Source organism: Flavobacterium sp. (assembly GCF_044368625.1).
Lineage (GTDB): Bacteria > Bacteroidota > Bacteroidia > Flavobacteriales > Flavobacteriaceae > Flavobacterium.
Genome location: NZ_JBIPPD010000046.1, coordinates 1 through 18,043, shown reverse-complemented (window position 1 = coordinate 18,043; position 18,043 = coordinate 1). Strand labels below are relative to the sequence as shown.

Below are 18,043 nucleotides of genomic sequence, written 5' to 3'. Positions count from 1 at the left end.
CGGAGCGACTTCGCCACCGCTGAAATGGGCCAAATATTGAGCTCCATAACACACAGCCAGAAGTGGCATTTTACCACGTATTTGCGACAAATCGGGATGGGGTGCATCTTCGGCACGAACCGAAAATGGACTACCAGATAAGATTACCGCTTTATAAGACGATAAGTCGGTTGGAAAATGATTGTAAGGAAAAATTTCGCAGAATATATTTAATTCGCGAACGCGTCGGGCAATAAGTTGTGTGTATTGCGAGCCGAAATCTAAAATAAGTACGTTGTGTTGCATGTGCAAAAATAACTTTTATAATTGAGATGTGAAATTGGTTTTTTAGGTTTTTTTTGGATGGTGTTTTTGGGGTGAAAATGTTGGGCAAGGAAATAAGTTGGGGAAAGTTTTCTAGTAATAAAAAAGTTGTATATACTTGTGTATATTTATTAGTTAGCAGCAAAACCTTGAAAAATGAACCAAAGTCACGATAAAGGAAAAGAAGGAGAAGAATTTGTAAAAGAGCTCGCTGAAAAAGCATATCTCAAATACTGGTGCTATCCAAATCCAGTAGATATAAAAGGTGATGGAAAGGAAATATGTGACTTTCTTATAATTTTCTATGAAACAGCTATAATTATATCTGTAAAGAATTATCACCTTGGTGGAAATTTCGAACGATTTAAGAAAAAAGTAATCGAAAAATCCACTAAACAGCTTTTCGGTGCACAACGCAAAATTAAAAGGTTGGAAACGCTGACTCTTAAAAATGAAATTCAAGGAGAAGTTGTCCATAATATTCGGTCGATTAAAAGATTCTTCAACATTACTGTTAGTGTTGGTGAAGATTATGAAGACTATAAGTTTATTGACAGTGATGACCAAAAAGGAATTGTGAACATTTTTAACAGAGAAACTGCAAATATTATTTTCAAAGAATTAGATACTATAAAAGATTTAGTAAATTACTTAGAGGCTAGAGAAAATCTTCTAAATACCACCGAAAACGCAGTGTCAAATTGTAGCGAAATCGACTTATTAGCTCATTTCTTAATGAATGCGAGAGAGTTTCATGAAAATCTTTTTAAAGATTTTCATAAGTCAACATTTGAACTTAAAGGCAAATGGGAGGAATATCTTCAAAATAAAGCAGTAATTCGTAAAAAACTTGAGAATGAAAACAGCTATTTTATTGACAAGATGATTAAAGACGATGTTTTGCATCTTGAAAATGGCGAGATGTTAGCAAAAGAGTTTATGGCAATGAGTAGATTTGAGAGAAGAATGATTGCAAATAACTTATTTGAGCTAGTAGAAAAACATAAAGATGAATCAGACTTTTTAGCTCGTAGATATACAGAATTTAATGGAGTTGCATTTTTATTTGTATATTATCCAATCGAACGTTCTCAAAAAGAAATTGATCAAATACTAATTTATGCACAGCAACTTTACACCTATTATAAAAATGCTCGTCGATTAGTTTTTCTTGCTGCTTGCAAAGATTTGAAGCAATGGAAATTTGGTCTTTATTTACCAACTGTGGTAAGTGGTGAAGGAGTTGAATACTTAAATAATCTTGCTACAACATTAGGCTGGTTCCAAAATGAAATTAAAACTGAAGGTTGGGTAAATGAATATCCCGAAGAAAAATAAATAGTTCTGCTACTAACCCCCACTAGCACAAGCCTCCCGCTCGTGAAACCAAAATATTAATAACATTATTTTTGAAATTAATAAGAGTAAAATAGGTATGAGCCTGACACTCGCTCTAGCCTAAAATCTCTGACTTCTCAGAAATAGTACCCAATACAAGAAAAAACTCAATAAAATTTCAAAAGTTAGGTCTCCTACAAAAAAGCCGAACGCTCTACCAAAACGGTAGAGTTCGCTACCAAAACGGTAGAGCACTCAGCCGAAAAAGTAGAGGGTTCTGCCGAAACGGTAGAGTTCTCTGCTGAAACGGTAGAGTTCTCTACCAAAACGGTAGAGCACTCAGCCAAAAAAGTAGAGGGTTCTGCCGAAACGGTAGAGCACTCTGCCGAAAGAGTAGAGCAAAACTTTAAAAAAGGCAACCTATTCAAAATAAAAATGCCTCGATTTTCATCAAGGCATTTTCAATTAATCTTCATCATCGTTCGTGTGATTCTTCGAATAATTCCGCCATTTTTCAATCACGTCCTGCATGTCTTGAGGTAGATTGGTATCAAAACGCATCATCTCGCCCGTTGTGGGATGTACAAAACCAAGCGTTTTGGCGTGTAGGGCTTGGCGTGGCAAGGATTTAAAACAATTGTCAATAAACTGTTTGTATTTGGTAAACGTAGTTCCTTTTAAAATCAGGTGACCGCCATATCGTTCGTCGTTAAAAAGGGTGTGACCAATGTGTTTCAAATGCACGCGAATTTGGTGTGTTCTTCCCGTTTCGAGTTGGCACGAAATCAAGGTCACGTAGCCAAAACGTTCCAAAACTTTATAATGCGTTACCGCTGGTTTTCCAATTTCTGGATCGGCAAAAACCGCCATTTGCATTCTATCTTTCACATGTCGGGCGATGTTGCCTTCAATCGTACCTTGGTCTTCTTTTACATTTCCCCAAACCAATGCAATATATTCTCGTTCAGAGGTTTTGGCTTCAAATTGCTTGGCCAAATGCGTCATGGCGGCTTCGGTTTTGGCAATGACCAAAAGTCCTGAAGTATCTTTATCAATTCGGTGTACCAAACCCGGTCGTTCGCTGCTGTTCAATGGCAAATTCTCAAAATGATACGCCAAAGCATTCACTAAAGTCCCGGTATAATTGCCGTGTCCGGGATGCACCACCATTCCTGGTTCTTTGTTTACCATCAATAAGGTATCGTCTTCGTAAACAATATCTAGCGGAATATTTTCGGGGTCTACCCTATTTTCAAACGGCGGATGCGATAATAATATTCGTACAACATCAAAAGGTTTTACCTTATAATTCGACTTTACAGGAACGTCATTGACATAAATATTGCCGTTCGTTGCTGCATTCTGAATTTTGTTCCGCGTCGAATTGGGCAACATGTGCATCAAATATTTGTCTATTCGTAAAAAATCTTGTCCTTTGGGAACGTCAAATCTAAAATGCTCAAATAAATCGTCTTCTAATTCTATTTCCGGCGTGTGTTCTTCTGTCATCATTAAAATTCTTCGTCAATTACCTCTTCTACTACTGGAACTGAATCTATTTCTTCCTCAAAACCCACTTTTCCATCGCCCAAAACCAAGTCAATTTTCGAGGCTTTCGGTATTTTATCTCCCGCTTTCAACTTCCGACCTTTGTAACGCATTTCTAAAACCATGTCTTTTCCCAAATAGGGTTTGTAGGTTTTTTCGCCCAGCTCTAAGCCCAAGGCTTTCAACGTAGGTTCGGCTTGACGCAAACTTTGCTCAATCAGATCAGGCATGACAATGTCGCGATACGCATCTGAATTGACCTTTATGTATATTTTTCGTCCTTCTTTTACCTTCGAACCGGCAATCGGATCCTGTTTCACCACCGAAAATTTAGGATAATCTTTCTGATATTCCGTCGTGTCCAGCAACACATATTCTAAATCCAATGCATCCAATTTCTCTTCGGCTACTTCCACCGAAAGTTTGCTCAAGTCCGGAACCGTAATTTCGTCGCCGTGATTGGTCGTGAAACTCAACCACTTCATCATCACAAAAGCAAAAACAACGACAAGACCAACAGCAATGGCAAGCTGTATAAAAAACACTTTGCTGGTCAGAAATTTTCGTAAACTCATATTAATTTTATTTCCGACAAAGATATAAAAATACTAAAGGCAATTGGTTTGAAAAAAAATGATAATTTTGTTTCATTATTTTCAGGAGCTTAATCCCGCTGTACGCTGTATCTTTTCCTTTTTGTAATTGCTTCGTACCTCGCAATTACAAAAAGGAAAAGGATGCCGCTTCCATCAGGGCTAGGGCTATCGGTTTCAACTCAAAAAAGTGCACTAATGAAAAACATAGCAGTTGTAATGGGAGGATATTCGGACGAATCCGTTATATCTTTAAAAAGTGGTCAGCTCATTCTGAGCAACCTCGATAAAACCAAATATAAAATATTCGAAATTCATGTCCTAACCGAGGGATGGAATGCTCTTGTAGACAAAAAAAAACACCCAATAGACAAATCTGATTTTACTTGTACCGTCGATGGTAAAAAAATAAAGTTTGACGCTATCATCAACACTATTCACGGAACTCCAGGAGAAGACGGACACATGCAAGCCTACTGGGAATTATTGGAAATACCCTATTCAGGTTGTAATTTTTACCAATCGGCATTGACCTTTAATAAAAGAGACACGTTGTCGGTACTTTCAAAATTCAATATCCCAAAAGCAAAATCGATTTATTTAACGAAAGGAATGTCTATTTCTGCTGAAGAAGTTGTGGCAGAATTAGGTTTGCCTTTCTTTGTAAAACCAAATCAATCTGGAAGTAGCTTGGGAGTTTCAAAAGTCAATAACTTGGAAGATTTTAACAAAGCACTAGATTTCGCATTTGCAGAAGATAATGATATTTTAATCGAATCATTCTTGAAAGGAATCGAAGTTTCAGTAGGCGTTTTACACTATAAAGGAGAAACCAAAGTGTTGGGTTTAACCGAAATTGTTTCTCAAAACGACTTTTTTGATTATGAAGCTAAATATCTAGGCAAATCAGAAGAAATTACACCTGCGAGATTGGCTCCTGAAGTGGAGCAAAAAGTAAGAGAAACAGCAAAAAAAGTCTATGAAGCATTAGGAATGTCGGGCTTTTCTAGAACCGATTTTATCGTAATGGATGATGTTCCTCATTTTATAGAAATCAATACCAATCCTGGATTATCTGGACAAAGTATTTTTCCACAACAGGCCGAATATGCTCAAATACAATTCAGCGATTTGCTGGATAACGAAATTAATCTTGCACTAAAACGCAGACCATTATGGAAAAAATAGCTGTATTCCCCGGATCTTTTGACCCCATCACTTTAGGACATTACGACTTAATCAAGCGAAGTATTCCGCTTTTTGACAAAATAATTGTCGCCATCGGTGTCAATGCCGAGAAAAAATACATGTTTTCATTAGAAGAACGAAAACGCTTTATCGAAGAATCTTTTGCCGATGAACCCTCCATTTCTGTGATAACTTACGAGGGATTGACGATTGATTTGTGCAAAAAAATGAAAGCCAAATTCATCTTGCGAGGTTTGCGAAATCCTGCCGACTTTGAATTCGAAAAAGCCATCGCCCACACGAATCGGAAATTGTCAAAAATAGAAACTGTCTTTTTACTTACAGCGGCAAATACGTCCTACATCAGTTCTAGTATTGTGCGAGATGTGTTGCGAAACGGCGGCGAATATGAACTTTTGGTGCCTCCAGCCGTTCGAAAAAATATAAAATAAATACAATACCAACCAATAAAATGAATTTAGAAAGAGAGTTAATCAAACGCAGTAACGGAACGTGTGAACTTTGTGGTACCACGGAAAACCTAAAGCAATTTGACGTTTTGCCTACCCGAAAAGGCAATTTAGACGAAAGTATTTATGCGTGCGCCACGTGCATCGACCAAATGGAAAATCCCGACAAAATGGATGCCAACCATTGGCGTGTTTTGAACGACAGCATGTGGAGCGAACACATTCCAGTACAAGTAGTTTCTTGGCGCATGTTGAACCGACTGAAAAACCACGAATTGGTCGAGCAAATGTACCTCGACGAAGACACCTTGGAATGGGCAAAAGCCACCGGCGAAGCCGACGACGACGAAAATAAATTAGTACACCGCGACAGCAACGGCGTTATTTTAAATACCGGCGATTCGGTAGTTTTGATTAAAGATTTAAAAGTAAAAGGCTCGAGCATGGTAGCCAAACAAGGTACTGCCGTGCGAAACATCCGTCTCGACCACGAAAATGAAACCTATATTGAAGGAAAAGTCGATGGCCAACAGATTGTGATTATTACGGCTTATGTGAAGAAGTTGTAAGGTGTAGGTTTCGAGTTCGTAACTTTTGAAAAATACTTATAAAAGAGAAAACCCATTGAAATTCAGTGGGTTTTATGTTTACTATTATTAAAACTATTTATCTGCGAAAGTATTGGTTACAACTGAACACTGCGACTGAAAACTGCAAACTACTTCTCCTCTTCCTTCTTAATCACATTTCGCGCCACTTCAATTTTAAACTTCTTGCCTTTCATCTTTTCGTCTTTAATGTTGTGCAAAAGGTCTTTTACTTTATTGAATTTCACAGCTGCAAAAGAGACAAAATCTTTTACTTCAATCAGTCCCAAATCTTCTTTTTCAAGTTTTCCTTTCTGGGAGAAAAAACCAACAATGTCAAATTTATTCAACTTGGTTTTCTTTCCGCCTGAAATATAAACCGTTTGGAATTTTGGCGGTTGCGGTAGACTTTTGTTTTGTTTTACATCCACAACAGGCATTTTATAATCGATAAAATCCATTTGCTTGTCGCTTTCGTGAAAAAGCACATAAGCGGTTCCAGAAGCCAACATTCGCGCAGTTCGACCGTTTCGGTGCGTAAATTCGTCTTCTTTTAAAGGCAAATGGTAGTGAATGACGTGTTTCATTTCAGGAATGTCCAAACCTCGAGCGGCCAAATCCGTCGTGATTAAATAATTAATACTTCCATTTCGAAATTGAATCAACGCACGTTCACGTTCTTCTTGATCCATTCCTCCGTGGTAATAAGTCGCGTAAATACCTTTTTTATTCAAAGTTTCCGAAATACGTTCTGCGGCATCTCTGTGGTTACAAAAAACCAAAGCAGCCTCCGATTTCAATCCGCAAATGAGTTGAAACAACGTATTTACTTTATCTTTTTCGGTTGATTGTACTAATTTGACACTCAAATTAGAATTGGAATCTTCCGGTTTAATAAAATCCAAAACCATTGGATTTACGACTCTTGTATATCTTGGAATTTCAATGTCAGCGGTTGCCGAAACTAAAATTCGCTTGTTCAAACTCGTTAGTTTACCAATGATAAACGACATTTCCTCATGAAAACCAAGTTGCAAGGATTTGTCAAATTCATCCAAAATCAAAGTCTGAATTTTGTCTAAACGAAAAGTTCCTCGTTCAATATGGTCTGCAATTCGTCCTTGAGTTCCAATTAAAACTGCTGGTGGCGAACTTAAATTCTTAATTTCAGTATCAATGGAATGTCCGCCGTAACAAATGTTTACTTTATAATTCGTACCCATTTTTTTCCAAACTTGCTCAATTTGCAAACCCAATTCTCTCGAAGGAACGATAATCAAACATTGAACAGATTGGATTTCGGGTTGTAACATTTCGAAAATCGGCACTAAAAAAGCCACTGTTTTCCCAGAACCTGTTGGCGATAAAAGCAAGACATTATTTTCCTCAAGAATAGCTTCTTGAGCAGCGATTTGCATTTCGTTGAATTGGTCGAAACCTAAATTCAAAAGGATATTGTTGGAAGGTACATTTTTGTTCATGGAGCAAAGGTAAGGGAAATATGAGTTATGAATGATGAATCATGCATTTAACACGCTTTAAATTACATAAGGATATGTGCACTATTGTGTCATTTTAAAGAAGGAATAATCTCATCAAATTAGGGCATTTACAGGAGATTGCTCTTTTGTCGAAATGCAAATTTTAAAGTTTACTACTCTACATAAACTTCATTTATCCCCTGATTCATTCTCAATTTAATGCTTCATCAAAAAGCAACTTGATATTTTCATACGAATTTTTTAGTGCCTCCTGAATTTCATCGGGATTAAGCCAAGCTACTTTTTCGATACCTTCTTCGGCTTGACCTTCCGGAATTCCTGAAAAAGTAGACCGCATTTCAAACCAATGAGTAATTTTTAATTTGAATCGGCCATTACGTTTAAAAATGTGATACGTCTTTTGTAATTTGTTGGTAACAACCAACTTTCCAACGCCAGTTTCCTCTTCCACTTCACGCATCGCAGTCTCTTCAATCGCCTCTCCCTTCTCGATTCCGCCTTTTGGCAAGTCCCATTTTCCGTTTCTGAAAATAAATAAAACTTGATTTTTTTCGTTATAAACCAGTCCGCCACCTGCTTTTTGTACCGGAATTTTAGATTTTAACGTTTTCATAATCTCCTTTTCGTCAGGATGATAGAGGTACGCTTTCTGAATTTTATTTTGAAAAATTTTAACTATAACCTGTTTGATGTCAGCGCTTTCCAATAAAAAAAGCTGAAAATCGGTTTCCTTAACGATTTCATTGGTTAAAAAAAGTGGTTTGTCGTTCACAAAAACTTTATACATTTGTACTATGATTTTTAATAAAGATACAGCCAGCAAAACTGCCGAATTGCTTTTACAAATAAACGCAATTAAATTAAATCCAGGAAATCCTTTTGTATGGGCTTCTGGATGGAAATCGCCTATATACTGCGACAATCGGATAACACTCTCATTTCCACCTATCAGAAATTATCTAAAAGAGGAATTTGCAAAAAACATTGAAAAACAATTTGGAAAGCCAGACGTAATTGCTGGAGTTGCCACAGGTGCCATTGGCATTGGGATACTTGTTGCCGAAGTTTTAGCGTTGCCTTTTGTATACGTCAGACCAGAGCCAAAAAAGCATGGACGACTGAACCAAATTGAGGGTTTTTTGCAAAAAGGACAAAATGTTGTTGTGATTGAAGACTTAATTAGTACCGGAAACAGTAGCTTGATGGCCTTGGAAGCGCTTCGAGCCGCAGGTGCTAATGTTAAAGGAATGGCGGCAATTTTCAGTTATGGTTTTGATGTAGCCTCTGAAAATTTCAAGAAAGCAAATGTAGATTTGTTTACTTTGAGCAACTATGAAAATTTATTACCTTTGGCAGTAGCCAAAAAATACATTACTGAAGAAGAAGAAAAAACCTTGCAGGAATGGCGAAAGAGTCCATCAACTTGGGATATTGAACAAACACCGCTAAAATAAAATCTATGAATTTAGAAAGTCCAAAAGTAACCGTTGAAAAATCAGCATCCTATTTATTCAATGCACTAACCGATGTCAAAAGTTTTGAAAAATTAATGCCTGATAATATTGCAAAGTTTGAAGTTTTAGACGAAAACGCATTTATTTTTGGTTTAAAAGGAATGCCCGAAATCAAGTTGAAAATGAAAGATAAAACACCAAATTCAAAAGTAATTTTAGGTGCTGCTTCTGACAAATTACCTTTTACATTGACAGCAGATTTGAATGCTTTGTCGGAAAACAGTACCGAAGTTCAGCTGCAATTTGAGGGGGAATTCAATGCGATGATGGCAATGATGATCAAAGGCCCTATTGGAAAATTCATCGAGACGTTGGTGAGTAATATGCACAAACTATAAGTTAAAAAAAGCCCAGTAATCGATTACTGGGCTTTTTTTAATACAACATTTTCAATTGTTTCGTGGAAAATAATTGCAGCGACTCATCTTCTAGCAAAACTTCCAATTGCCCATTAAACTGAACTTGTTGAATAATTCCCATAAACTGAACCCCCGTTTGACTTTCAAAAGCAGATGGAATTCCTTTTTTGTACAAATTTTGATGGTAACTTTCCCATAATTTTACCGCATTATTTTCTTGAAGCAGCTGTACATTTGTTTTCAATTGATTTACTATTTTCGAAAGGAGCTCTTCACAATTATAAAATTGACCCGTTGCTAAACACAACGAAGAAGCTTGAGGTAAATGCGTAAAATCCTGTTGATTGACATTTACCCCAATACCTACAATGGACTGGATTTCCGTACTACTTTTAATGTTATTTTCGATCAATATGCCACCGACTTTTTTATTGGCTGACATAATGTCGTTAGGCCATTTTATTTTTAATTCGGGTATATTTTCCTTTTGTAAAACGGTTAAAACTGCCAGTGCAACTGCTACATTCAAATTATAAATAGAATCCACGTTTGTTAATACTTCGGACATCAAAACACTAAAAGTCAAGTTTTTACCCGGTTCAGAAGTCCAAACAGACCCCATTTGTCCGCGACCCTTAGTTTGGCTTTCTGTACAAACCACGGTGAAGTTCTTCACAAATTGTTTAGCAGACAGCGCTTTGAGGTAATCATTTGTAGAATCTGTGGCATTGAGTTTGATTAATTCCATAAAATAAAAGTAAAAACAGAATTTAATGTTGTGTTAAGGTTCAAAAATAACGACAATTTTTGATAACTTTGCCAATCAGACAAAAAATAATAAATGACAAAAAAATCAGTAAATAATGATGTTCTATTAGCTAACATCATCAAAGGAATAGAAGAAGTAAAAGGAAACGACATTGATATTTTAGACTTAAGAGAAATCGATAATTCAGCATGTGATTATTTTGTTATTTGTAACGGGACTTCCAACACGCAAGTCAATGCAATCGTAAATTCAATCCAAAAAACAGTTTCGAAAGAGTTAAAAGACAAACCTTGGCACGTGGAAGGTTCAGAAAACGCCGAATGGGTTTTAATGGACTATGTGAATATCGTGGTGCACGTATTTCAAACACACATCCGGGAATACTACAACATCGAAAGTCTTTGGGGTGATGCAAAAATAACCTCCATCAAAAACACGTATTAAAAAATGGCAAAAGATAATAATCCAAATACACCAAAGATGAAAATTGGCCCGTGGTTGATACCAGGAGCTTTAATCATTTTCTTTGTTGTTTTTAGCGTTTTTAGCGGCGATTCTGGTTTGTCGAAACCAGGCGAACTATCGTCCAGCAAGTTCAACGTTTTCCTCGAAAACGGTGCTATCGAAAAGGTTATTGTGTACAATAAAATTGAAGCAGAAGTATTTTTAACGGCCGAAGCTTTAAAATTACCTGAACACAAAGCGGTAGCCAAAAATTATTTGGATCAACCCAATAAAGGGCCACATTATATGTTTGATCCAGGCAATGACGAAATTTTTCAGAAAAAACTGGAAACTGCTGTTGCCGAAAAAAAATTAAAAGATTTCAAGTTCGAATCCCGAAGTAACTTAGGCGATATATTCGTAGGGTTATTGCCCTTTATATTTATAGTTGCTATTTGGATTTTCGTTATGCGAAGAATGTCTGGCGGAGCGGGAGGAGGCGGTGGCGGACAAATTTTTAACATTGGTAAATCCAAAGCGCGCCTGTTTGACGAAAAAACCGATATTAAAACTACGTTTAAAGACGTTGCTGGTCTTGAAGGTGCTAAAGAAGAAATTCAAGAGATTGTAGAATTTTTGAAAAATCCTGAAAAATACACCAATCTTGGTGGAAAAATTCCGAAAGGAGCCTTGTTAGTTGGACCTCCAGGAACTGGAAAAACCTTATTGGCGAAAGCCGTTGCTGGTGAAGCAAAAGTACCGTTCTTTTCGCTTTCTGGTTCTGATTTTGTGGAAATGTTTGTGGGCGTTGGAGCTTCACGAGTACGTGACTTGTTTAAGCAAGCCAAAGAAAAGTCGCCAGCCATTATCTTTATAGATGAAATTGATGCCGTGGGTCGTGCCCGTGGAAAAAACAACATGTCGGGTGGAAACGACGAACGTGAAAATACATTGAACCAGCTTTTGACGGAAATGGATGGTTTTGGAACCAATTCAAATGTAATCGTACTTGCTGCAACCAATAGAGCTGATGTTTTGGACAAAGCCTTAATGAGAGCTGGACGTTTTGACCGACAAATCTTTGTGGACTTACCAGACATTCGCGAGCGAAGAGAAATTTTTGAAGTACATTTGAAACCTTTGAAAAAAGCCGAAAATTTAGATACTGAATTTCTTGCTAAACAAACCCCAGGTTTTTCAGGAGCTGATATTGCCAATGTCTGCAATGAAGCTGCACTAGTTGCTGCACGAAAAGACAAACAAGCCGTTGATAAACAAGATTTTCTGGATGCCGTAGATCGAATTGTAGGAGGTTTAGAAAAGAAAAATAAAATTGTTACCACAGATGAAAAAAGAGCCATCGCCATACATGAAGCGGGCCATGCAACCGTAAGTTGGATGCTCGAACACGCAGCACCATTGGTAAAAGTTACCATTGTTCCTCGTGGACAAAGTTTAGGAGCGGCTTGGTATTTACCTGAAGAACGACTTATTGTACGGACCGATCAAATGCTCGACGAAATGTGTGCGACAATGGGAGGACGTGCCGCTGAAAAAGTAACTTTCAATAGAATTTCAACAGGAGCATTGAGCGATTTAGAAAAGGTGACCAAACAAGCGCGAGCGATGGTTACTATTTATGGATTGAACGAAAAAATTGGAAACGTAACGTATTATGATTCGAGCGGACAAAATGAATATGGTTTTACAAAACCCTACTCCGATGAAACGGCTAAAGTTATTGACCAAGAAATTTCGGAACTGATCGAAAGTCAGTACCAACGAGCGATACGCATTTTGGAAGATAATAAAGACAAATTGAACCAACTTGCCAATATATTGATTGAAAAAGAAGTCATTTTTAAAGATGATTTGGAAACTATTTTTGGTAAAAGAACTTTCGACGCAAACTTACAGGAGCTTACCAACGTGTAATCTACTAAAAATACCGTTTTAATTGAAAAAATCTTAATTCAAAATTTTTTTGAGTTAAGATTTTTTTATCTTTGAACGATTTCTAAAATAAATTTCTAGCATTCGAAAACAATATGAGTCTTTTTAAAAAGTTTTTTGGCTCTGCCAGTGATTCTTCTGACGCAGAAAAAGATAGTGAATACAATCCTTTTTCGACAGAAAATACCCCTATCGACGAGTTATTTACCTTGAATTTTAAAAAAAATGGAGGTAAGTTTTTGTATTGCGACAATTTAACGGAAGTCAAGAATCTTTTTGAAGATATTCTGACCGAAAATGACTGGTTTGAAAATGACGTAATGTGCTTTGAACCAAAATTGTACAGTTTGCTCGACGAAAATAAACTGAACTATACCAATATTCAAAATCCAAAATTTTTATTGGCAAGTTGTGAGAGTTTAATCGCCGACGAAGGATCTATTTTGTTTTCATCCAATCAAATCAAACAACGAAAATGGCAAGATCTTCCTGTAAATATTATCATTGTAGCAACTACAAGTCAAATCACCGTTAGTAAAAGTGATGGTATGAGTAATATTAAAAAACAATACGATAAAGACTATCCCACGAACATTACCACTATAAAATATTTTGAAAAAGCAAAAGAAGAGGATTTTTTACACTACGGAAGTGTCGCGAAAAATTTGTACTTATTGTTGCTAGAAGATTTATAGTATGAATGAAACTTTAAAAAGAGCTATTTCTGGCGCCATTTATATATTGCTTCTAATTATTTCAATTATTTGCTCGGTAGAATCTTTTTTTATTCTTTTTGGTTTATTCTTACTTATCGCCGTTTTTGAATTTTGTGAATTGGTGCACCTTCCGAAGGTCTTGCCAATCTTAGCTGCTGTAGTAATGTACGGAAGCGTCACCTATTTAGAAAGCCAAAACGTACGCTTGTCTAAAAATTTCGATTACACCTTATTAGGAGCCACACTACTGATTTCGTTTCGGTGTATGTACTTTTTATTTAATGACAAGCAGTATAAAATTGAGACCGTCAATAAATATTTATTTTTAATTGGGTACATTATTCTACCGTTTATCATCATTACCAAAATTCCATTTGGTGTAAAAGGCTACAACCCTAAAATAATTATCGGTATATTCATTCTTATTTGGACCAACGATACCTTTGCTTATATTGTTGGAAAATCGATTGGGAAACACAAATTGTACGAAAAAATTTCACCCAAAAAAACCATTGAAGGATTTTTAGGCGGAATTGTTTTTGCTGTAATTGCAAGTTATTTAATCGCTACTTATTATATTGAAGGAAAGCAAACTGCCCAATTTATTTGGTTGGGTTTTGCATTCATTGTAGGTATTTTTGGCACTATTGGTGATTTAATCGAGTCAAAATTCAAGCGAATTGCCAACGTAAAAGACAGCGGAACGATCATGCCCGGTCACGGAGGTGTTTTAGATCGATTAGATAGTGTTATATTTGTAGCACCATTCCTATTTTTGTTTTATCAATTATTACCATTTTTTAAATTTTAAAATTATGTTACATTTTCATAAAGAAGGAGCCAAAAGTATTTTACTAGCTGCGTTAGTAACGGTTGCCATCGTAATAGCAGCCGAACAGTTTTTGAAAGAAGAGTATTGGATTCTGAAAGGAGTTCAGATACTTGCGTTACTTCTATTAGTTATCGTTTTGCAATTTTTCAGAAATCCAAATCGATCTATTCAAGCTCAAGAACACACCTTAGTCGCTCCTGTGGATGGAAAAGTGGTTGTAATTGAGGAAGTAATGGAAAACGAATACTTCAAAGATAAACGTTTGCAAGTTTCTATTTTTATGTCGCCCATCAACGTGCATGTTACCCGATATGCGATGTCCGGGAAAATTAATTTCAGCAAATACCATCCAGGAAAATTTCTAGTGGCTTGGCATCCAAAAGCGAGTGAAGAAAACGAACGCACGACCATCGTTATTGAGAACGGGGTTTTTGGCGAAATTTTGTACCGACAGATCGCAGGTGCTTTGGCCAAACGAATTGTGAATTACGCCAAAGAAGGCGAAGTGGTGGTACAAGGAGACGACGCTGGATTTATTAAATTTGGTTCAAGAGTAGATTTGTTTTTACCAATTGGAACAAAATTAAATGTAAAATTAAACGACAAAGTAAAAGGAAACCAATCGATTATTGCTGAAAAATTAGTCTAAATGGAAGACAAGGATTTACACACACGTTTTGACGAAGCAGTTGCCATAGCCACCGAAATGTCGCAAGCGTCCCTCCCTCAGGATGTTCAACTTCGACTTTACGCATTTTACAAACAAGCAACTTTTGGAACAATTCAGTCTCAAAATTCGAATTTTGACCTTAGAAACGCTTTTAAAACCAATGCTTGGATGCAAATCAGTCATCTCAGTGTCGAAGAAGCTAAAGAAAACTATATTGAAATTATAAATTCCATAATTGAATCAAGAAAATGAAAAACATTTACAAAACACTATCCATTGTTGCAACTGCACTTTTACTATATAGTTGTAATGAAAAAAAGTTAACTGAAGTACAAGTACCACTTCCCGAGGAGGAAGAAAAAAACGTTCCCATGGGAAATCCCGCAGATGTGATGGCCAATGAAGGTACTTTTAAAATGCTACCGCTCCCCTACCCTTACGATGCGCTTCAACCATCCATTGATGCAAAAACAATGGAAATTCATTATTCGAAACACCATTTGGGATACACAAATAAATTGAACGAGGCAATTGCTGGAACGGAAATGGAAAAATTGACTATTGAAGAAATCCTAAAGTCACTTGATTTAGAAAATAAAACATTGCGCAACAATGCAGGAGGTTATTTCAACCATAATTTGTATTGGGCTAGTATGAGTCCAAAGGGCGGTGGAGAGCCAACAGGCGCTTTAGAAGCTGCAATTATCAAAGATTTTGGGTCTTATTCCGCATTTAAAAATCAGCTGACTGAAGCTGCTACAAAGCAGTTTGGTTCAGGATGGGCTTGGTTAGTGACTGATAAAACCGGAAAATTATCGGTTGTAGCAACCGCAAATCAAGACAATCCATTGATGCCCAACATCGGTGTGACAGGAATTCCTATTTTGGCGTTGGACGTTTGGGAACATGCGTATTACTTGAATTATCAAAACAAACGAAACAAATATGTGGAAGCATTTTTTAATGTAGTGCATTGGAAAGCAATCGAAAAACGATACGATGATTCGATAACAAAAGCCCCAGTTGCACCTACACCTTAAAACAAAAAAATCCCTTAATGGGATTTTTTTATGTTCAATTCTTACTTAATTTATTACTTCAAACTCGCCAAACTTTGCTCAATTGTAGCAATTTTTGCTAAAGCATCGGCTTCTTTGTTCCTTTCGTTAGCAATTATTTCGGGTTTTGCATTGGCTACAAATTTTTCATTGGAAAGCTTCACTTGTACTGATTTCAAAAAGCCTTGTATGTATTTCAACTCATCCTCTAATTTTTCAATTTCAGCCGCAATATCAATATTTCCAGCCATAGGAATAAAATATTCATTTGACTTTACACGGAAAGATAAAGCACCATCCACTTGATCAGTAACGTATTCAAAATTTGAGATGTTCCCTAGCTTTATAATAACGGAATCAAAATAAGTTGTTGCATTATCATTGTTGATTATTTTTAATTCAACGGCATCTTTAAACGCAATGTTCTTGTCTTTTCTGATATTTCGTACACCCGAAATTACTTCGATTGTGTTTTCAAAATCAGAAATTACTTTCGCGTCAAATGATTTTAAAACTGGCCATTCTGAAACAATCAGTGCTTCACTTGGGGTTCTTTCTTTTATCAAGTGCCAAATTTCTTCCGTAAGGAAAGGCATAAACGGATGCAACAATTTCATGTTGTTTTCCATCATTTCAATGGCTTTGTCAAAAGTAGTTTTGTCTATTGGCTGTTGGTAAGCTGGCTTAATCATTTCCAAAAACCACGAACAGAAATCGTCCCAAACCAGTTTGTAAATTCCCATTAAAGCATCAGAAATACGGTATTTCTCGAAATTATCTTCAATATCCACTAAGGTTTGTTGCAATTTTGCCTCATACCATTCAATCGCTACTTTTGAAGATTCTGGTTGTGAAATGGTCTCAGAAACTTCCCAACCTTTGATTAATTTGAATGCGTTCCAAATTTTATTTGAAAATCCTTTTCCTTGGTTGCAAAGTTCTTCATCAAACATGATGTCGTTTCCTGCAGAAGCACTTAAAAGTAATCCCACACGAACGCCATCAGCTCCAAATTTCTCAATCAATTCCAATGGGTCTGGAGAATTTCCAAGTGATTTAGACATTTTTCGACGTTGTTTATCTCGAACCAGTCCAGTTAAATATACGTTGTTGAACGGTTTTTCACCTGTATATTCATATCCTGCAATAATCATACGGGCAACCCAGAAAAACAAAATATCCGGACCTGTAACCAAATCATTTGTAGGATAATAATATTTGAAATCTTCATTTTTTGGGTCTAAAATTCCACCGAAAACAGCCATTGGCCATAACCAAGATGAAAACCAAGTATCTAAAGCATCAGCATCTTGTTTCAAGTCAGAAGTTTGGAGTTTAGAGTTAGAAGTTTTTTCTTTTGCCAAAATCAATGCTTCATCAATATTTTCAGCTACTACAAAATCTTCTTTTCCATCGCCATAGAAATAGGCTGGAATTTGTTGACCCCACCATAATTGACGCGAAATATTCCAATCGCGAATGTTTTCCAACCAATGGCGGTAGGTATTTTCAAATTTCTTTGGGTACAATTTTATTTCCTCAGTTTCTAAAACGGCTTTGATGGCAGGTTTTACCAAATCTTCCATTTTTAAAAACCACTGATCGGATAATCGAGGTTCGATCACGGCTTTAGTTCGTTCTGAAGTACCTACTTTATTCAAATGAATTTCTACTTTTAGCAAACTTCCGCTTTCGTCCAATTCCTTTTCGATTGCTTTTCGAACTGCAAAACGGTCTTGACCTTGGTAATGCAGTCCAAAACTATTTAGAGTAGCATCGTCGTTAAAAATATCGATTACTTCTAGATTGTGCTTGTCTCCCAACATTTTATCATTCACATCATGAGCTGGCGTAACTTTCAAACAACCTGTTCCAAATTCGATATCCACATATTCATCCTCGATAATTGGAATTACCCTTCCTGCAATTGGAACAATCGCTTTTTTTCCTTTTAAATGAGCAAAACGTTCGTCGTTTGGGTTGATACAAATGGCTGTGTCTCCAAAAATAGTTTCAGGTCGCGTTGTTGCAATCGTTAAAAATTCCTCTGAACCTTCGATTTTATAATTTAAAAAATACAATTTCCCGCTTTGTTCTTCGTAATTTACTTCTTCGTCAGACAAGGTTGTTTTTGCTTCCGGATCCCAATTGACCATTCGGTAGCCACGGTAAATCATGCCTTTGTTGTACAAATCGACA

The 18,043-nt window shown here is 36.5% G+C and carries 20 protein-coding genes and 1 pseudogene; 13 read left to right on the top strand and 8 right to left on the bottom strand.

Annotated features, from left to right (window positions below):
* A pseudogene (locus ACIQ2X_RS05645) lies at nucleotides 1–285 on the bottom strand (GMP synthase (glutamine-hydrolyzing)); the annotation flags it as partial.
* 174 nt (nucleotides 286–459) lie between these two features.
* On the opposite strand from ACIQ2X_RS05645, the gene ACIQ2X_RS05640 reads away from it, so the two are divergent.
* Nucleotides 460–1,641 carry an NERD domain-containing protein gene (locus ACIQ2X_RS05640; RefSeq protein WP_396177945.1) on the top strand — a complete coding sequence of 394 codons (1,182 nt, stop codon included), beginning with the start codon at nucleotides 460–462 and terminating at the stop codon, nucleotides 1,639–1,641.
* A gap of 194 nt (nucleotides 1,642–1,835) precedes the next feature.
* On the opposite strand, the gene ACIQ2X_RS05635 is transcribed toward ACIQ2X_RS05640, so the two are convergent.
* The 3 genes from ACIQ2X_RS05635 to ACIQ2X_RS05625 are packed head-to-tail and all read right to left on the bottom strand — an operon-like array spanning nucleotide 1,836 to nucleotide 3,764.
* On the bottom strand, nucleotides 1,836–2,069 hold the full coding sequence (locus ACIQ2X_RS05635; protein WP_396177943.1) for a hypothetical protein: 234 nt from the start codon (nucleotides 2,067–2,069) through the stop codon (nucleotides 1,836–1,838).
* A gap of 37 nt (nucleotides 2,070–2,106) precedes the next feature.
* Nucleotides 2,107–3,150 (bottom strand): RluA family pseudouridine synthase, encoded by a 1,044-nt coding sequence (locus ACIQ2X_RS05630; RefSeq protein WP_396177946.1) that lies wholly within the window; start codon nucleotides 3,148–3,150, stop codon nucleotides 2,107–2,109.
* Nucleotides 3,151–3,152: 2 nt separating this feature from the next.
* Nucleotides 3,153–3,764 (bottom strand): PASTA domain-containing protein, encoded by a 612-nt coding sequence (locus ACIQ2X_RS05625; RefSeq protein ID WP_396177942.1) that lies wholly within the window; start codon nucleotides 3,762–3,764, stop codon nucleotides 3,153–3,155.
* A 216-nt stretch (nucleotides 3,765–3,980) separates the two neighbouring features.
* Here ACIQ2X_RS05625 and ACIQ2X_RS05620 point away from each other — a divergent pair, with 216 nt between their 5' ends.
* The 3 genes from ACIQ2X_RS05620 to ACIQ2X_RS05610 are packed head-to-tail and all read left to right on the top strand — an operon-like array spanning nucleotide 3,981 to nucleotide 6,009.
* The gene (locus ACIQ2X_RS05620; protein WP_396177941.1) at nucleotides 3,981–4,970 is read left to right on the top strand and encodes a D-alanine--D-alanine ligase; all 990 of its coding nucleotides are present in this window, start codon (nucleotides 3,981–3,983) and stop codon (nucleotides 4,968–4,970) included.
* Complete coding sequence (gene coaD / locus ACIQ2X_RS05615; RefSeq protein ID WP_396177940.1) at nucleotides 4,958–5,422, top strand: pantetheine-phosphate adenylyltransferase; 465 nt, start codon at nucleotides 4,958–4,960, stop codon at nucleotides 5,420–5,422. The genes ACIQ2X_RS05620 and coaD overlap by 13 nt, the downstream gene beginning before the upstream one ends.
* A 20-nt stretch (nucleotides 5,423–5,442) precedes the next feature.
* Entirely contained in the window at nucleotides 5,443–6,009 is a 567-nt protein-coding gene (locus ACIQ2X_RS05610) for a PhnA domain-containing protein (protein ID WP_396177939.1), read from the top strand.
* A 149-nt stretch (nucleotides 6,010–6,158) separates the two neighbouring features.
* On the opposite strand, the gene ACIQ2X_RS05605 is transcribed toward ACIQ2X_RS05610, so the two are convergent.
* Both ACIQ2X_RS05605 and ACIQ2X_RS05600 read right to left on the bottom strand, forming a co-directional pair.
* On the bottom strand, nucleotides 6,159–7,508 hold the full coding sequence (locus tag ACIQ2X_RS05605) for a DEAD/DEAH box helicase (protein ID WP_396177937.1): 1,350 nt from the start codon (nucleotides 7,506–7,508) through the stop codon (nucleotides 6,159–6,161).
* 211 nt (nucleotides 7,509–7,719) lie between these two features.
* Complete coding sequence (locus ACIQ2X_RS05600) at nucleotides 7,720–8,316, bottom strand: NUDIX hydrolase (RefSeq protein WP_396177936.1); 597 nt, start codon at nucleotides 8,314–8,316, stop codon at nucleotides 7,720–7,722.
* 7 nt (nucleotides 8,317–8,323) lie between these two features.
* Here ACIQ2X_RS05600 and pyrE point away from each other — a divergent pair, with 7 nt between their 5' ends.
* Nucleotides 8,324–8,983, top strand: a complete 660-nt coding sequence (pyrE, locus tag ACIQ2X_RS05595; RefSeq protein WP_396177935.1) for an orotate phosphoribosyltransferase — start codon at nucleotides 8,324–8,326, stop codon at nucleotides 8,981–8,983.
* Nucleotides 8,984–8,988: 5 nt separating this feature from the next.
* Complete coding sequence (locus ACIQ2X_RS05590; protein WP_396177934.1) at nucleotides 8,989–9,381, top strand: SRPBCC family protein; 393 nt, start codon at nucleotides 8,989–8,991, stop codon at nucleotides 9,379–9,381.
* 37 nt (nucleotides 9,382–9,418) lie between these two features.
* On the opposite strand, the gene ACIQ2X_RS05585 is transcribed toward ACIQ2X_RS05590, so the two are convergent.
* Nucleotides 9,419–10,150 carry a biotin--[acetyl-CoA-carboxylase] ligase gene (locus ACIQ2X_RS05585; RefSeq protein ID WP_396177933.1) on the bottom strand — a complete coding sequence of 244 codons (732 nt, stop codon included), beginning with the start codon at nucleotides 10,148–10,150 and terminating at the stop codon, nucleotides 9,419–9,421.
* Between the two features lie 93 nt (nucleotides 10,151–10,243).
* Here ACIQ2X_RS05585 and rsfS point away from each other — a divergent pair, with 93 nt between their 5' ends.
* The 7 genes from rsfS to ACIQ2X_RS05550 all read left to right on the top strand — a co-directional run bounded on the left by rsfS (nucleotide 10,244) and on the right by ACIQ2X_RS05550 (nucleotide 15,826).
* Complete coding sequence (gene rsfS, locus ACIQ2X_RS05580; RefSeq protein WP_396177932.1) at nucleotides 10,244–10,615, top strand: ribosome silencing factor; 372 nt, start codon at nucleotides 10,244–10,246, stop codon at nucleotides 10,613–10,615.
* A gap of 3 nt (nucleotides 10,616–10,618) precedes the next feature.
* On the top strand, nucleotides 10,619–12,550 hold the full coding sequence (gene ftsH / locus ACIQ2X_RS05575) for an ATP-dependent zinc metalloprotease FtsH (protein WP_396177931.1): 1,932 nt from the start codon (nucleotides 10,619–10,621) through the stop codon (nucleotides 12,548–12,550).
* Nucleotides 12,551–12,663: 113 nt separating this feature from the next.
* Nucleotides 12,664–13,263 carry a lactate utilization protein B/C gene (locus tag ACIQ2X_RS05570; RefSeq protein ID WP_396177930.1) on the top strand — a complete coding sequence of 200 codons (600 nt, stop codon included), beginning with the start codon at nucleotides 12,664–12,666 and terminating at the stop codon, nucleotides 13,261–13,263.
* Nucleotide 13,264: 1 nt separating this feature from the next.
* Nucleotides 13,265–14,095, top strand: coding sequence for a phosphatidate cytidylyltransferase (locus tag ACIQ2X_RS05565; protein WP_396177929.1), 831 nt, complete (start codon nucleotides 13,265–13,267; stop codon nucleotides 14,093–14,095).
* A gap of 4 nt (nucleotides 14,096–14,099) precedes the next feature.
* Nucleotides 14,100–14,765: a phosphatidylserine decarboxylase family protein gene (locus tag ACIQ2X_RS05560; protein WP_396177928.1), complete on the top strand. Its 666-nt coding sequence runs from the start codon at nucleotides 14,100–14,102 to the stop codon at nucleotides 14,763–14,765.
* Nucleotides 14,766–15,038, top strand: a complete 273-nt coding sequence (locus tag ACIQ2X_RS05555; protein WP_396177927.1) for an acyl-CoA-binding protein — start codon at nucleotides 14,766–14,768, stop codon at nucleotides 15,036–15,038.
* Entirely contained in the window at nucleotides 15,035–15,826 is a 792-nt protein-coding gene (locus tag ACIQ2X_RS05550; protein ID WP_396177926.1) for a superoxide dismutase, read from the top strand. The genes ACIQ2X_RS05555 and ACIQ2X_RS05550 overlap by 4 nt, the downstream gene beginning before the upstream one ends.
* Before the next feature lie 53 nt (nucleotides 15,827–15,879).
* Here the strand turns inward: ACIQ2X_RS05550 and ACIQ2X_RS05545 are convergent.
* On the bottom strand, nucleotides 15,880–18,043 hold a 2,164-nt coding region (locus tag ACIQ2X_RS05545; RefSeq protein ID WP_396177924.1), incomplete at its 5' end, for a valine--tRNA ligase.

Coding starts and splice junctions, on each gene's coding strand:
- ACIQ2X_RS05640 (WP_396177945.1), top strand. CDS start 460: ATGAACCAAAGTCACGATAAAGGAAAAGAAGGAGAAGAATTTGTAAAA.
- ACIQ2X_RS05630 (WP_396177946.1), bottom strand. CDS start 3,150: ATGACAGAAGAACACACGCCGGAAATAGAATTAGAAGACGATTTATTT.
- ACIQ2X_RS05625 (WP_396177942.1), bottom strand. CDS start 3,764: ATGAGTTTACGAAAATTTCTGACCAGCAAAGTGTTTTTTATACAGCTT.
- ACIQ2X_RS05620 (WP_396177941.1), top strand. CDS start 3,981: ATGAAAAACATAGCAGTTGTAATGGGAGGATATTCGGACGAATCCGTT.
- coaD (WP_396177940.1), top strand. CDS start 4,958: ATGGAAAAAATAGCTGTATTCCCCGGATCTTTTGACCCCATCACTTTA.
- ACIQ2X_RS05610 (WP_396177939.1), top strand. CDS start 5,443: ATGAATTTAGAAAGAGAGTTAATCAAACGCAGTAACGGAACGTGTGAA.
- ACIQ2X_RS05605 (WP_396177937.1), bottom strand. CDS start 7,508: ATGAACAAAAATGTACCTTCCAACAATATCCTTTTGAATTTAGGTTTC.
- ACIQ2X_RS05600 (WP_396177936.1), bottom strand. CDS start 8,316: ATGTATAAAGTTTTTGTGAACGACAAACCACTTTTTTTAACCAATGAA.
- pyrE (WP_396177935.1), top strand. CDS start 8,324: ATGATTTTTAATAAAGATACAGCCAGCAAAACTGCCGAATTGCTTTTA.
- ACIQ2X_RS05590 (WP_396177934.1), top strand. CDS start 8,989: ATGAATTTAGAAAGTCCAAAAGTAACCGTTGAAAAATCAGCATCCTAT.
- ACIQ2X_RS05585 (WP_396177933.1), bottom strand. CDS start 10,150: ATGGAATTAATCAAACTCAATGCCACAGATTCTACAAATGATTACCTC.
- rsfS (WP_396177932.1), top strand. CDS start 10,244: ATGACAAAAAAATCAGTAAATAATGATGTTCTATTAGCTAACATCATC.
- ftsH (WP_396177931.1), top strand. CDS start 10,619: ATGGCAAAAGATAATAATCCAAATACACCAAAGATGAAAATTGGCCCG.
- ACIQ2X_RS05570 (WP_396177930.1), top strand. CDS start 12,664: ATGAGTCTTTTTAAAAAGTTTTTTGGCTCTGCCAGTGATTCTTCTGAC.
- ACIQ2X_RS05565 (WP_396177929.1), top strand. CDS start 13,265: ATGAATGAAACTTTAAAAAGAGCTATTTCTGGCGCCATTTATATATTG.
- ACIQ2X_RS05560 (WP_396177928.1), top strand. CDS start 14,100: ATGTTACATTTTCATAAAGAAGGAGCCAAAAGTATTTTACTAGCTGCG.
- ACIQ2X_RS05555 (WP_396177927.1), top strand. CDS start 14,766: ATGGAAGACAAGGATTTACACACACGTTTTGACGAAGCAGTTGCCATA.
- ACIQ2X_RS05550 (WP_396177926.1), top strand. CDS start 15,035: ATGAAAAACATTTACAAAACACTATCCATTGTTGCAACTGCACTTTTA.